Here is a 12,772-nt window from a genome sequence, read left to right on the forward strand (position 1 = left end):
CCGTTCCGGTGGCCAATCCCACGAGGCGATAGGGCGATGGCCTTGTGCAGCTAGCCTGGCTGGGGCTATCGAAGTAGCGGACAAAACGATGAACGTGAGACAGGAAGGCATGATGATGACTGGTACTGCTCGAGGGGTTACCCATGTTGAAGAAGCTGTGCCGCACAGAGTCTCTGAGGCAGTCATCTTGCCGGCCCGAGCCGTGACCACTAAGAACCGTTATGAGGCGAGCCGGTGAGCTCGATGCGCACCAGAATCCTCATCGTGGGCGCTGCGGCCCCATGGGCTGTTCTGTGGACGGTGATCGCGGCTGCCATGGCGGGAGCGCCGGTCTCGATGGAGCTCGTCGATGCTGGCCCGGTGGTGCGGTGGGGGTTGCCGATCGTCGATGCCCTCGGTGATGTCGTCGGTGCCGCCACCGTGGCGTGCCTCGTGCTGGCGCTCGTCGTCTTGCCCCGACGTCCGGAGCCGCCCGCGTCGGAGGCTGATCAGGATCCCGGTGCCGTCTCTCGGTTCCATCCGGCGTACGAGCGGGCGCTCGATATCGGCATGGGCCTTGGAATGATGTGGTCAACGCTGCTGGTCGTGCGGATGGTCCTTGGCTACGCTTTGGCGGCGGGCCAGGCACCCTTCTCCCCGCGCTTCGGCTCCGATCTCCTGATGTACATCACTCGGCTTGAGCTCGGTCAATACCAGCTTGCCGGTGCGGTGTTCGTCGCTGCTGCCTCGACCATGCTGATCGTCGTGAGGTCCCGCATGGGGCTCCTGATCGCGCTGGGCTTGGTGTTCGCGACGTTGGTGACGAAGTCGATGACGGGCCATGCCTCAGGGCAGACCTCTCACGAGGCGGCCACGAGCTCGATGATCGTGCACCTCGTGGCTGCCGGAGTGTGGCTGGGTGGGCTGGCGCTGCTCGTGCTGGTCGCGGGCCAGCTCGGAGCACGACTGGGGGATGCCGCTGAACGGTTCAGCTCCCTGGCGCTTGCTTGTTATGGAGCGTTGGCCGCCAGCGGAATTGCCTCTGCCTTGGTCCGGCTCTCCGCGCCCCTGGACCTTGTGACCACGGCGTACGGGTGGATGCTCGTGCTGAAGACGGCGCTGCTGGTGCTGCTGGGCGGAGCAGGCTGGTGGCAACGCCGTCGGGTGCTGGTCCGGCAGCGGGACTCGGACCGCCGGAGAGACTTCCTGTGGCTCGCCGCGGGAGAAGTCTTCCTGATCGCCGCGGCGACCGGACTCGCTGCCGCATTATCGAACTCGGCGCCTCCGGTGCCGGACGAGCCCGAACCGGTCACCTCGACGGCTGAGGCGCTGACCGACTACCCCTTGCCCGCTCCGCCCGAGCTGACGACACTGCTCACGACCTGGCGTGTTGACGTCGCCGGGATGGCGCTCGCCCTCGGTCTCGCTGTCATCTACCTCTGGGTGCGGATGCGCCGCCTCGTGCCGGAGACAGGCGGGCGGACCTGGCCCGTGGCGAGGACGGCGGCGTGGATCGCGGGATGCGCGGTCATCCTCTGGGCAACCAGCGGGGCACCGGGGGTGTACGCGCCGGTGCAGTTCTCTGCGCACTTGGGCCAGCACGCCCTGCTTGCTCTGGTGGCGGCCCCGCTGCTGGTCGCCGGTCGTTTCGGTGACCTCGTGCGGGAGCGGATCGCTCCTCGGTCGGATGGGTCTGCAGGGTTGCGCGAGCTCGTCGACTGGAAGCCGGGCTCTCGCGTGGGTCAGTGGCTCACTCATCCGGCGGCGCTGGCGCTGCTCGGCGCGGCGGGATTCGCGGCGATCTACCTGACACCGGCACTCGGCGCGGGATTGCATACCGCGCCGGGCCGACTGGTCATCCTCACGGCCGCCGTGGTGGTCGGCGCTGCGGTGGCACTGCCATTCCAGGGCAGGGCGCTGGGCGGTGGCAGGGTCGCTAGGGTGGAGCGCTGGGTGGCCCTTGCTGTGGGGACCGGCGTCCTTGCTGGCCTGGCGATTGTGTTGGCGCTGGCGCTCCCGGTCGTGGAGCCCGACTGGTTCGCGGCCATGGGGCGGACCTGGGGCGCCGATGCGCTCGGGGATCAACGACTCGGTGGCTGGCTGCTGCTGGCGATGGTGCTGGTGCTGGCGGTCCTGCACGGCGCACTGATCCCGCGTTCGCGCCGACCCAGCGAAGAACTCTCGGCCGATCGTGACGCTGCGGCGCGGCAGCGAACTCGCTCAGCGCCTCGGCCCGGCTCGTCGTGATGCGGGGCCCTCAGCGGGTTCCCGATGGTCAGGGGGTGAGGCGGGTCAGTCGGTGCGGTGACCGGAGTTGCGGCGCAGGCGGACGACGATCGCGCCGATGACGGCGAGCACCAGCAGCAGGGCGAGGCCGCCGAGGATCATGCCGAGGGGGAGCCCGCTCTCGCTCTGCGATGCATCTGCCTGCTCGACAGGGGTGGCTTCGGCGCTCGGCTCGCCCGTGCCGGTGGTCGGGGCCTCCTCATCTGACCCGGAGTCTGCTGTGTCCGTGGCCTCGGCGCCGACCGTTACGGTGAAGTCGACTGTGCCCTCGATCGGGTGACCGTCCGAGGAGACGACACGCCACTGGACCTGATAGTCGTCGGCCGGCAGCGCCGGTAGATCGATCGAGGCCGTGTTGCCGGACAAGGTGGGCGTCTCGGTGAAGATCTCCTCGCCGGCGGAGTTGGTCAATCGCACGACCGGGGAGAGGTTGAGCACCTCGTCGCTGTAGGTGAGCTCGAGCGTCTCGGGGGCCTGCTCGAAGCTCTCGCCGGAAGCCGGACTCGACGAGATCAAGGAGTCGTGCGCCGATGCTGCGGGCAACAGTGTGGGCACCGCCAGCGGCATCAGCACGGCGGCGAGCATCCCGACAAGGCTGGCCAGCGTGACCCGCACCGACGCCTTGGTGGCCCTGCGCGCAACTGTCGTGTCCGCTGTCATAACATTCCCCTCTTCGGATGACCCCTCTTGCGGGCGGGTTTGTCCCCGTGACCGGGGCGCATCGAGTGTAGCGGCGTGCCACGAGACACCCACGGAAGCGTTTCCCAGGATCGGCTCGTCTGACTACACCACTTCACATTAGCCCAAACAGCGATATCATCGCCGTATGACGATTGATGCTTTCCTGGCCGAGCCCCAGTTCGAGGTCGCAGACAGCCACGCCGCGCTCTTCCATGCCCTTGCCGAACCGACGCGCCTGGCCCTCCTCCAGCACCTCTCGACCGGTGAGCACCGGGTTCGCGACCTTGTCGAGCACATGCACCTTGCCCAGTCGACCGTCAGCAAGCACCTCTCGTGCCTGCGCGACTGCGGTCTGGTCACCGCACGCACCGAAGGCCGTTCCTCGTGGTTCGCCCTCACCGATCTGCGCCGGCTGACCGACCTGCTCGAGGTGGCGGACGACCTGCTCGAAACATCCGGGACCACCTTGTCCCTGAAGAACCACCGCGACCACGAGGACCTCGAGGACGGGGACCTCTGATGAGCTCGGGACACGACCACTCACACGGCGCCGGCGGGCCGAGCACCGCCCGGACGCGACTCGCCATCGCTTTCGCCATCACGACCGTCATCGTGCTCGCACAAGCGATCGGGAGCGTCGTCACCGGAAGTCTTGCCCTGCTCACGGACACGGCGCACGCCCTCGTCGACGCCTCCGGTCTGCTCGTCGCGCTGATCGCGGCGACGATGATGCTGCGTCCGGCGAGCAGCGGCAAAACCTGGGGGTTCGCTCGTATCGAGGTACTGGCGGCCTTGGCTCAAGCCACGCTTTTGATCGTGGTCGGCACCTACACCGCCGTCGAGGGCATCTCGCGACTGACGGACCCCCCGGAGGTCCCCTCGGGAGAGCTGCTCATCTTCGGTGTGATCGGGCTGGTCGCGAACATTGTCGGGATTCTCGTCCTGACCGGAGGCAAGGACTCGAGCCTGAACATGCGTGCCGCGTTCCTTGAGGTCCTCAATGACGCTCTCGGGTCGCTCGGTGTGATCACCGCCGCGATCGTGATCCAGGTGACTGGGTTCCAACAGGCCGACGCACTGGCCGGATTGTTCATCGCTGCGCTGATCGTGCCCCGAGCGTTCCGCATCATGGCCGAGACGCTGCGGATCCTCATGGAGTACACCCCGAAGGGGATTGATCTCGATCAGGTGCGCGAGCACATCCTCGCGCTCGAACACGTCCAGGACGTCCACGACCTGCATGCCTCGGCGATCGGGAGCAATCTGCCGATCTTCTCGGCGCACGTCGTCGTGGGGGAGGAGTGCTTCGAGTCGGCTCACGCGCTGGGGATCCTCGAAGAGGTCCATCTCTGCGTCAGGACGCACTTCCCGATCGCGTTCGAGCACGCCACGATCCAGTTGGAGAGCCCGTCCGTGCATCGTCGTGAATCCGAGCGCACCCTGCACGCGTAGCGTCCACCGATCCGCACATCTCTTGGCCGCGGGGGAATGCGACAAAGCGGCGCGCAGCCCACCCGGGGGTGGGTTGCGCGCCGCGGTGAGTCGCTGGACTCAGCGGAAGGAGACGAAGGTGGGATTGCCCCAGATGGTGCGCTCGGTGACGGCGCCGGGGGAGCGGCCTGCATCAACGACCTTGTCGCCGCCGGCGTAGATCCCCATGTGTCCGGGCCACACGACGAGGTCGCCGGGCTGGGCCTCGGACTTGGAGATCTGGGTGCCGGCGTCGACCTGCTGGCCGGATGTGCGCGGAAGGTCGATGCCGACCTGCTTGTAGGCGTACTGGGTCAGGCCGGAGCAGTCGAAGCTCACGCCCGGGTTGCTCGAGCCCCAGGAGTAGGCGGCGCCCATCTGGGTCCGTGCGGCGTCGACGATCGCCTGCCCGGTGCTGCTGGCGGAGGATGCGGGCGCAGGAACTGACGCGCCGCCACCGCTGACGGCCGGGGTGGAACCGTTGAGCGAGCCGCGCGTCTCGGGGCCCACCACGCCGTCGACCTGCAGGTCGTTGCTCTGCTGGTAGTCCTTCACCGCGCTATGGGTGAGCGGGCCGAACTTTCCGTCGACGGCGAGTGAGGCACCCTCATCGTTCAGTGCGGACTGGAGCTGCTCGACCGAGGCGCCCTGGGATCCCCAGCGAAGCTTCTCGGAGGAGTCCAGCGCCTGCGCCGGGGCCGGAGCAACGGGGGCGACGGCCTGAGAGACCGCGGACGGCGCGGTGGCCGGAGCCGTGGGTGCCGCCTGTGCCGCCCCGCTGGCGAAGGCGGAGCCGAGGAGGACGGTGCCGAGGACGGCGGCGCCTCCGGTGCCGCGCAGGGCGCGTCCGCTGGGGCGAAGAGGGGTGACTGCGCGGCCGTCCGCGCGATGGGAATTGCTCGTGGCCATGAATTTTCTCCGTGTATATCCCCGAGTTTATGCACGGGGTCGTCTGGCATGGGGTCGCGGTAACGTCGACAGCAGAGCATGCGTCGGGAAGAACATCTCGTCCCTCGTCACCGGTGGAACCAACGTACCGATCGAGACGACCGCTGAATAGCGTTATGAGCGACCCCGACCAACGATTTCGCCTGCTCTTGAAGCCCATCGCGGCATAGGCCCCGGGGGCATACCTTCTCTTTACTGAACCCCGATGCCGCTTACTGAACCCCGATGCCGCGATGGGGTCGACGTCACGAGTCGCAGTCGAGGTGGGCGAACCCCGTCGGTCATCAGGCAGCACATCGGCAGGAGAAGAAGCCTTGCTGGGCTCACACGATGGGCTGGAACGTGGCGATGGAGCCTTGCAGCTGGTCCATCCACGAGGCCCACGTTCCCGTGAGCAGCAGCAGGCCGATCGCGATGAGCAGCGCCCCGGACGCAATTCCGATGAGGCGGCGATGTCGTGCAAGTGCCCTGCTCACGCCCATTGCCTTGTCGAGCAGGAGCGCGCTGAGGACGAAGGGGATGCCCAGCCCGAGCGAGTACGCGAGCGCCAGCGTCGCGCCCCGCGTCGCAGAGCCTCCATCGGCGCCGGCGTCGAGGGAGAGGGCGATGATCGCGGCGTAGGTGGGGCCGATGCATGGTGTCCAGCTCAACCCGAAGACGAAGCCCATCAACGGGGCTCCCAGAAGGCCCGCATCAGGGCGTCTCCTGGAAACCTGGAGATTTCCTGTCAAGCGGGGGAATGCTCCCATGAAAATGAGTCCCATGAACATGACGATGATGCCCGCGACCCGATTGATCCATACCGCGTGCGCCTGAAGCAGATACCCCATTGCGCCAGCGAACCCGCCCAGCGCCATGAATACCACCGTGAAGCCAGCGACGAACAACATGCTGCCGCTCAGCATCCTCCCAGTCCCTACGCGGGAAAGTCTGGGCGATCGCCTCGCATTCCCGATGTTCTCAGGCGTTTCCCGGGGTGGCTTGGTGGCCTGCGGTCCTTGTCCGGCGAGTCCGGAGACGTAGCTGAGGTAGCCCGGCACGATGGGCAGCACGCACGGTGAGAGGAACGCGATCAGGCCCGCGATCATGGCGACCGTGATGGCCAGCAGAAGAGACCCGGACAGGGCGATCGACTGGAAGGTCTCTGCGAGTCCGTTGCTGGTCACGTGGCTCCTTCGTCGAGGACGGCGTCGAGCATCGATCTCAGGATGGAGGGGCTGATCGCCCCCGAGATCCGGCCCGCGACGCGGCCCTCGTGGTCAAGGACGAGAGTCGTCGGAACAGCGTTGGGCGCGACTTGGCCGCGCAGCTGGTACATGATCTCTGCGTCCGAGTCCGGCAGCGAGGGGTAGGTGATGCCGTAGGTCTCCTCGAAGGCCGCGGCGGGCCCTGCCGAGTCGCGGACGTTGATCCCGATGAACGAGACGCCCTGGTCGGCGTACTCCTCGTGGATCGCCTGCAGATCCGGGGCCTCCACCCGGCATGGCGGACAGGAGGCGTACCAGACGTTGACCACGAGCACCGATCCCCAGTGTTCCGTGGAGTCGAATCGTTCGCCGTCATAGGTGTTCCCGGTGAACTCGACGGGTTCTGTGCGATCGGCGGGAGCGATCTCGGTGGTCACGCCGTTGCCGGAGACGTATCCGTCGTCCCCGGAGGCGTATCGATCCCCGGTATCAGTGCTGCCGCAGGCAGTGACCAGGCCAGTGACGACCAAGCAGCTGGTGGCGTAAAGAATCCGTCGCCGGGAGTGGGCGCGCATGTACTCGCTCCTTCATGAAGATCGTGAGGGGACCGGTGGTGGGCAGGACGAACTCTCCCGCGCCTAGAACAGCGTGGACCAGTAGTCCCAGAACTTCACGGCGATGAGTGCCAGGATCACGAGGTACCAGGCCACGAGCACCGGGACACGGAACTCGATCACGAGAAGGGCGGCCCGCCGTATGGCCGGGGTGAATCTGTCTGCCAGGTCACGGAGATGGTGGATCGTGGTGAACCAGAACAACGGGATCGTCACTGCCCACACGACCATGCAGTATGGGCACAGTGCCTCGATCTCGTAGAGGCTCTGCCCGATCAGCCACTGCACGAAGAGCGCCGCGAAGGTCACGCCCGCCTGGATGAGCACACTCATCCAGCGCGCCACGCGGGCACCGGCGAGAAACGCCAATCCGAGGGCGAGAACGGCCGCGAAACCGGCGATGCCGAGGATCGGATTGGGGATACCGAAGGCCGAGGCCTGCGGGGTGTCCATCACCGAGCCGCAAGAGAGCACCGGATTGAGGCTGCACGAGGGGACGTAGCTGGGGTCCTCAATCAGTGCAATCTTCTCGATCAGCAGCACGACGGCCATGACCAGCCCGATTGCGCCGGTGACCGTGAAGAGCATCCCCAGACCGCGTGGCGCCCTCGAATCCCGAGGCGACCCGGCGGCCGGGCCGTCAGCCTTCGAGCGCGGCATCGAGAGGATCCGTGAGGTCCTCGACCCGGGTAGGCTCCAGGCGCTCCCCGTCGACGAAGAAGGTGGGGGTGCTGGTGACACCGAGCGCCTCGGCGTCGGCAGCACTCTGCTCGATGCGCGCGAGGGTGGCCGGATCGTCATAGACCTGCTCGAAGCGCTCCATGTCGAGCCCGAGCTCCTCGGCATACCCGAAGAACGCTTCCCGCTGCGACGTCTCCTGATGACTCCACTCGTCGGCGTTCTCGAACAGCGCCTTGTACATGGCCTCGAATTCGCCCTGCTCCCCGGCGGCCTCAGCCGCCTTGGCGGCTTCGACAGAATTTCCGTGCAAGGGCAGGTACCGCACCACGAAGGTCACCCGGTCGCCGTACGCGGCACGAATCTCTTCGACCGCAGGATATAGGGAGAGACAGGCCTCACACTCGAAGTCGAGGTACTCCACGAAGACGGCCTCGCCACCCTCCGACAGCCGCGGACTGTCCTCTCGCACGAGCTGCCCCGTCGCGGCTCCGGTGGCCTCCGAGGAATCGGCCTGGTCTTCCTTCGGGTCCAGGAAGATCACGAACCCTGCGAAAACCACGGCGGCCACGGCAATCAGTCCCAGGGTGAGCTTGACGCTCCTGCTCATGCCTGTCCTCCTGTGGTCGTCGACTTTCGCAGATCCTCTCTGACGAGGCTGTATGCCCCCTGCGCAGCGGCGCGTCTGCGCGTCCGAGCAGCGCGCATTCCGTTGGCGATGACGACGACCTCGGCGACCTCGTGGACCAGGACGACCGCGGCGAGACCGAGCATGCCACTCAGTGCAAGAGGTAGGAGCACGACAATGATCAGCAGCGACAGGACGATATTCTGGTTCATGATGCGTCGTCCACGACGGGCATGGTCGAACGCGGCCGGGAGGAGACGCAGGTCGTGCCCGGTAAACGCAACGTCGGCCGACTCGATAGCTGCATCCGAACCGGTGGCACCCATCGCGATCCCGATATCCGCGGCGGCCAGTGCCGGGGCGTCGTTGATGCCGTCTCCGATCATCGCCACCGGAGCGGTACGGGAGAGTTCACTGACCGCGGCGGCTTTGTCCTCGGGGCGCAGCGCGGCCCGCACATCGCTGATCCCGGCCTGGTTCGCGAGGGCTTGCGCGGTGCGCAGGTTGTCTCCAGTGAGCATGGTGATCCCGGTGCCTCGTCCGCTCAGGGTGCGGATCACCTCGGGAACTTCTGGCCGCAGCTCATCGCGCACTCCGATCGCGCCGACCGGCTCATGCTCGTGGTGCACGATGACCACAGTCATGCCCTGAGTCTCGAGTTCCTCTACTCGCTCCGCGAGGGCGCCCGATGCCAGCCAGCGCGGGCTTCCGACCGTGATCACGGCTTCGCCGACGACCCCCTGGATGCCCTGACCAGCCAGCTCCATCACTTCTGTCGCCTTCGGTGCTTCGGGTGCAGCGGCGGTGATCGCGGCGGCCAGCGGGTGGGTGCTGTGCTGCTCGAGCGCGGCCGCCCAGGCCACTACCTCGCTTTCGACGGCATTGGCAGTGAGGACGGCGGTGACGGTTGGCTCATTGCGGGTCAGGGTGCCTGTCTTGTCGAGAGCGACGTGGCGGATGCCGCCGAAGCGTTCGAAGATCGCTCCGGACTTGATGACCACCCCGAACTTGCTGGCCGAGCCGATCGCCGCGACCACGGTGATCGGCACGGAGATCGCTAGCGCGCACGGCGATGCGGCGACCAGAACGACCAGCGCGCGGGTGATCCACAACTCCGGATCGCCGAATATCGATCCGATCAGCGCGACCAAAGTCGCGAGGATCAGCACTCCGGGAACCAAAGGGCGGGCGATGCGGTCGGCGAGACGGGCGCGGTCGCCCTTTTCGGCTTGGGCTTGCTCGACCAGCTCCACAATGGTAGTCAGCGAGTTGTCCGTCCCTGCTGCGGTCGCCTCGACCTCGAGAGTTCCGGCGTTGTTGATCGCCCCTGCCGAAACCGCATCGCCAGGTTCTACCTCGACAGGAATCGATTCCCCGGTGATCGCGGAAGTGTCCAGACTGCTGTGCCCCGAGCGCACGATCCCGTCGGTCGCGATCCGCTCACCGGCGCGCACCAGCATCACCTGACCCGCGGTCAGCTCTCTTGCGGCGATCGGAGTCCACGTACCGTCGATGGAGACGGACGCGGTGTCGGGGACCAGCTTCAACAGCGCCCGCAGTCCGCCACGGGCCCGGTCCATCGCCTTATCCTCCAGCGCTTCGGCGATCGAGTAGAGGAACGCCAGCGCTGCGGCTTCCTCGACGTAGCCCAGGATCACCGCACCGACCGCGCTGATCGTCATCAGGAGACTGATGCCGAGCTTGCCCTTGAGCAGTGCCCGGATCGCGCCGGGCGTGAACGTTGAGGCGCCCAGAAGCAGGCCACTCCAGAAGAGCGCAAGGGCGGGTATCCCCGCACCGGACCACTCACAAAGGAGGCCAGTAAGGAACGCGATACCGGAGAGCACGGGAAGGAGCACCTCGCGGTCCTTCCACCAGGGCCCGTCGCCATCGTCGTGATTGCTGACGTCGACGCTGTTCACCTGCGGGTCCGTCACCGCGCTCACGCGAGTGCCTCCGCATCGCAGCAGCCCGGGACTGGGCAAGTGGGATTGAGGCACGCGGCACTCTCATCGACCGCGAGAGTCACTTCGACCAGCGCGTTCAAGGCCGCGGTGAGGTGCGGATCGGAGATCTCATACCGGGTCTGCCGTCCCTCCGGCTCGGCGACCACGATCCCGCAATCCCGTAGGCAACTTAGATGGTTCGACACGTTCGACCGCGTCAGCTCAAGCTCGCGTGAGAGCACTGCTGGGTAGCTCGGAGCCTCCAGAAGTGTCAGCAAGATTCGTGACCGTGTCGGATCTGCCATCGCACGGCCCAGGCGGTTCATGACGTCCAAACGAGATGCAATAGTCAGCATGGGGTGACCATACAGTGGTCACTGACCAGTATGGAAGTTCATGGCCGGATAGCTGGATCACGGTCCGATCCGGCCGTCTCCAAGACAACGGCGGCGGTAGCCTTCTAAGGGAAGTCCTCCCGCACGGGGGCGCAGCAGGGGGGGGGGACGTCGGGACCGTTTGCCAGCAGCGACGAAGGCATTGGAAGCACGACCCTCCCTTTCGGGGTGCTACTCGCCATCCTGAGCTTCGCGAACTCGTCAGGCGGCTGAACCGCTTTCTCAGATGCACGCTTGTCTCCGCACTCACCGGCTCCTCGGAACCTAGGTACGCGCGCGAGTGGGCTGGCTACGACAGCCCGACCCTGGCCCTGGCCCTGACGCCACGAAACGTCTTCGCACGGCCGACCAATCGTGGCGAAGGCTCGCCGCGGTCGAGGGCGAAGCTATCGCCCGTGCTTGGTCCGTTTGTGCCAACCCGTGAATCTCGGACGACTCACCGGTACATGCCGTTCGACACGGGCGCCTGGAAGCTGTCTCGACTGCCGCCCAGGCCGTCGTCGATGAAGCTTTCAGCGGCTGACCGCTGTGCTCAACCGAGGATACTCGCTGGCCACACGCATCCAGTGGACCACGAATCACTTTATCTTTGCTCAGAGAGATTTACGCCGGCCTGTTCCACGGCGTGACGTTCGAACTCGACGTAGTGCGCATGCTCTGGCCCAAGTCGAGCAAGCGCATGATCGATGAGGTTCGGTGAGAGCTGCGCCAATGCTTTGTCGCTCCCCATGCTTAACGCGCTTACGCCGGAGTACCCGCGGAGCGGGTTAGGGTCGAAGCGGGATTCGACGAAGGTGCGCTCGCGCCAACCCTTGCCATGGAGCACTTCGGCTGTCTCGTCAACGAAAGCAGTGCACGCCTGCCGAATATCCGAGCGAATGCCGTAGTCATGGCGCGATTGGTCGCTCGCCTCGCGCAGCATCTCGTCGTCGACTGATGCGAAAGCGATCTCCACCAGGTCGAAGGACACTCGGTCGCTCAAGAGTGATCTGATCGCCTCCACATGGGTCGGCGCGTACCTACGCCGTAGGTTCCCCGGCGTGACACGTTGCCAACTCGCGACCTCCTGAAGACTGGGGCGTTCGCTTGCTACCGCGTGCGCGTAGGCGGTCAGGAGCGTCCGGAGGTCCTTGGCGATGCGCTCGGACTCGTTCGCGAACCCAAGGGTGGACAACAGGAAAAGCTCGTCACGCTGCCCCGACTCCAGTTCCCGCTGTGCAGCGCCAGTCGTCTCACACGCGCGCAACCTCAGCCTCTCCGCCAGATCGCGGACTGGCTCAGGCAGGCCGACGGAGTCTCCGACCTGCACGTTGGTAGTGACGTACGACTGGCTCATGCCTCCATCATACGCACAGCCTCGCAATGTCACTTGACAAACGTCAAGTGTCATGTGTCTACTGGTGGAGCCAGATGTTCCCAACTCAAGGAGGCCAGCGATGGCTGTTCAGACCCGTTTCCCCATCCAGATGGAGGACGTGTTCCCCCAGGGTGCGTACATGATCGGAGAGGTCCTCGCCGCTGACGACTTCGACAAGAAGAGGGCCGGCGAGGTCGACCCCCAGCAGCGGGACAAGATCTCGGGCCAGCGTGTCTGGCAGGTCCGGGTGCTCGATCCGGATCCCGAGAGCCGCAAGGGCCAGGCCGAGGTGACCGTGAAGGTCTCCTCCGATCACCAGCCCGTGCCGCCCAAGGGTCCGACCACCGGCCCGTTCCGCGCTGTGGCCTTCGAGGGGCTCACCCTCACGCCGTACGTGGACCAGAACGGGAACTTCCCGAAGATCGCGTACTCGCTGCGTGCGGCCGGCTTCGCCGAGGCCAAGGCCTCCGCTCGCACCTCGAGCACCGAGGCGGCGTGATCATGGAGCGGAAGGCGATGCGTCTGCTCAACGTCGCAGCGATCGGGATCCTGCTCTGGCAGGTCGTCCCGCTCGGCTGGCAGCTGGCGTTCGGGGGTGCGTGA

Annotated in this window: 13 protein-coding genes; 4 read left to right on the top strand and 9 right to left on the bottom strand. The window is 66.3% G+C overall.

What is annotated here, in order from left to right:
* The first annotated feature begins 243 nt into the window (after positions 1-243).
* A complete protein-coding gene (locus JOF44_RS07990) occupies positions 244-2,226 on the top strand; it encodes a cytochrome c oxidase assembly protein (protein WP_245349314.1) in 1,983 nt (660 codons plus the stop codon).
* 45 nt (positions 2,227-2,271) lie between these two features.
* On the opposite strand, the gene JOF44_RS07995 is transcribed toward JOF44_RS07990, so the two are convergent.
* Positions 2,272-2,925, bottom strand: coding sequence for a copper resistance CopC family protein (locus JOF44_RS07995; RefSeq protein ID WP_209889497.1), 654 nt, complete (start codon positions 2,923-2,925; stop codon positions 2,272-2,274).
* 166 nt (positions 2,926-3,091) lie between these two features.
* Here JOF44_RS07995 and JOF44_RS08000 point away from each other — a divergent pair, with 166 nt between their 5' ends.
* Together JOF44_RS08000 and JOF44_RS08005 are read left to right on the top strand one after the other, a co-directional pair.
* On the top strand, positions 3,092-3,466 hold the full coding sequence (locus tag JOF44_RS08000; RefSeq protein WP_076806520.1) for an ArsR/SmtB family transcription factor: 375 nt from the start codon (positions 3,092-3,094) through the stop codon (positions 3,464-3,466).
* On the top strand, positions 3,466-4,398 hold the full coding sequence (locus JOF44_RS08005) for a cation diffusion facilitator family transporter (RefSeq protein ID WP_076806522.1): 933 nt from the start codon (positions 3,466-3,468) through the stop codon (positions 4,396-4,398). The genes JOF44_RS08000 and JOF44_RS08005 overlap by 1 nt, the downstream gene beginning before the upstream one ends.
* A 99-nt stretch (positions 4,399-4,497) precedes the next feature.
* Here the strand turns inward: JOF44_RS08005 and JOF44_RS08010 are convergent, their stop codons facing one another.
* From JOF44_RS08010 to JOF44_RS08045, 8 genes are all read right to left on the bottom strand, one after another.
* Positions 4,498-5,325 (bottom strand): C40 family peptidase, encoded by an 828-nt coding sequence (locus tag JOF44_RS08010; protein WP_076806525.1) that lies wholly within the window; start codon positions 5,323-5,325, stop codon positions 4,498-4,500.
* 362 nt (positions 5,326-5,687) lie between these two features.
* The gene (locus JOF44_RS08015; RefSeq protein ID WP_076806526.1) at positions 5,688-6,530 is read right to left on the bottom strand and encodes a cytochrome c biogenesis CcdA family protein; all 843 of its coding nucleotides are present in this window, start codon (positions 6,528-6,530) and stop codon (positions 5,688-5,690) included.
* Positions 6,527-7,126 carry a TlpA family protein disulfide reductase gene (locus JOF44_RS08020; RefSeq protein WP_076806528.1) on the bottom strand — a complete coding sequence of 200 codons (600 nt, stop codon included), beginning with the start codon at positions 7,124-7,126 and terminating at the stop codon, positions 6,527-6,529. Before JOF44_RS08020 ends, JOF44_RS08015 begins: the two co-directional genes overlap by 4 nt.
* 63 nt (positions 7,127-7,189) lie before the next feature.
* A complete protein-coding gene (locus JOF44_RS08025) occupies positions 7,190-7,717 on the bottom strand; it encodes a vitamin K epoxide reductase family protein (RefSeq protein ID WP_245348895.1) in 528 nt (175 codons plus the stop codon).
* 88 nt (positions 7,718-7,805) lie between these two features.
* The gene (locus JOF44_RS08030; protein WP_209889503.1) at positions 7,806-8,453 is read right to left on the bottom strand and encodes a DsbA family protein; all 648 of its coding nucleotides are present in this window, start codon (positions 8,451-8,453) and stop codon (positions 7,806-7,808) included.
* Positions 8,450-10,408: a heavy metal translocating P-type ATPase gene (locus JOF44_RS08035; RefSeq protein ID WP_377785290.1), complete on the bottom strand. Its 1,959-nt coding sequence runs from the start codon at positions 10,406-10,408 to the stop codon at positions 8,450-8,452. Before JOF44_RS08035 ends, JOF44_RS08030 begins: the two co-directional genes overlap by 4 nt.
* Before the next feature lie 5 nt (positions 10,409-10,413).
* Positions 10,414-10,773 (bottom strand): Cd(II)/Pb(II)-sensing metalloregulatory transcriptional regulator CmtR, encoded by a 360-nt coding sequence (gene cmtR / locus JOF44_RS08040; RefSeq protein ID WP_209889509.1) that lies wholly within the window; start codon positions 10,771-10,773, stop codon positions 10,414-10,416.
* A 622-nt stretch (positions 10,774-11,395) separates the two neighbouring features.
* A complete protein-coding gene (locus JOF44_RS08045) occupies positions 11,396-12,148 on the bottom strand; it encodes a hypothetical protein (RefSeq protein WP_209889511.1) in 753 nt (250 codons plus the stop codon).
* 100 nt (positions 12,149-12,248) lie between these two features.
* Between JOF44_RS08045 and JOF44_RS08050 the strand changes: the two genes are divergently transcribed.
* The gene (locus JOF44_RS08050; RefSeq protein WP_209889514.1) at positions 12,249-12,668 is read left to right on the top strand and encodes a plasmid replication, integration and excision activator; all 420 of its coding nucleotides are present in this window, start codon (positions 12,249-12,251) and stop codon (positions 12,666-12,668) included.
* Positions 12,669-12,772 lie beyond the last annotated feature (104 nt).

Origin of the sequence: Brachybacterium fresconis, assembly GCF_017876515.1 — a bacterium.
In the GTDB taxonomy this organism is placed as follows: Bacteria; Actinomycetota; Actinomycetes; order Actinomycetales; family Dermabacteraceae; genus Brachybacterium; species Brachybacterium fresconis.

Coding starts and splice junctions, on each gene's coding strand:
- JOF44_RS07990 (WP_245349314.1), top strand. CDS start 244: ATGCGCACCAGAATCCTCATCGTGGGCGCTGCGGCCCCATGGGCTGTT.
- JOF44_RS07995 (WP_209889497.1), bottom strand. CDS start 2,925: ATGACAGCGGACACGACAGTTGCGCGCAGGGCCACCAAGGCGTCGGTG.
- JOF44_RS08000 (WP_076806520.1), top strand. CDS start 3,092: ATGACGATTGATGCTTTCCTGGCCGAGCCCCAGTTCGAGGTCGCAGAC.
- JOF44_RS08005 (WP_076806522.1), top strand. CDS start 3,466: ATGAGCTCGGGACACGACCACTCACACGGCGCCGGCGGGCCGAGCACC.
- JOF44_RS08010 (WP_076806525.1), bottom strand. CDS start 5,325: ATGGCCACGAGCAATTCCCATCGCGCGGACGGCCGCGCAGTCACCCCT.
- JOF44_RS08020 (WP_076806528.1), bottom strand. CDS start 7,126: ATGCGCGCCCACTCCCGGCGACGGATTCTTTACGCCACCAGCTGCTTG.
- JOF44_RS08025 (WP_245348895.1), bottom strand. CDS start 7,717: ATGGCCGTCGTGCTGCTGATCGAGAAGATTGCACTGATTGAGGACCCC.
- JOF44_RS08030 (WP_209889503.1), bottom strand. CDS start 8,453: ATGAGCAGGAGCGTCAAGCTCACCCTGGGACTGATTGCCGTGGCCGCC.
- cmtR (WP_209889509.1), bottom strand. CDS start 10,773: ATGCTGACTATTGCATCTCGTTTGGACGTCATGAACCGCCTGGGCCGT.
- JOF44_RS08045 (WP_209889511.1), bottom strand. CDS start 12,148: ATGAGCCAGTCGTACGTCACTACCAACGTGCAGGTCGGAGACTCCGTC.
- JOF44_RS08050 (WP_209889514.1), top strand. CDS start 12,249: ATGGCTGTTCAGACCCGTTTCCCCATCCAGATGGAGGACGTGTTCCCC.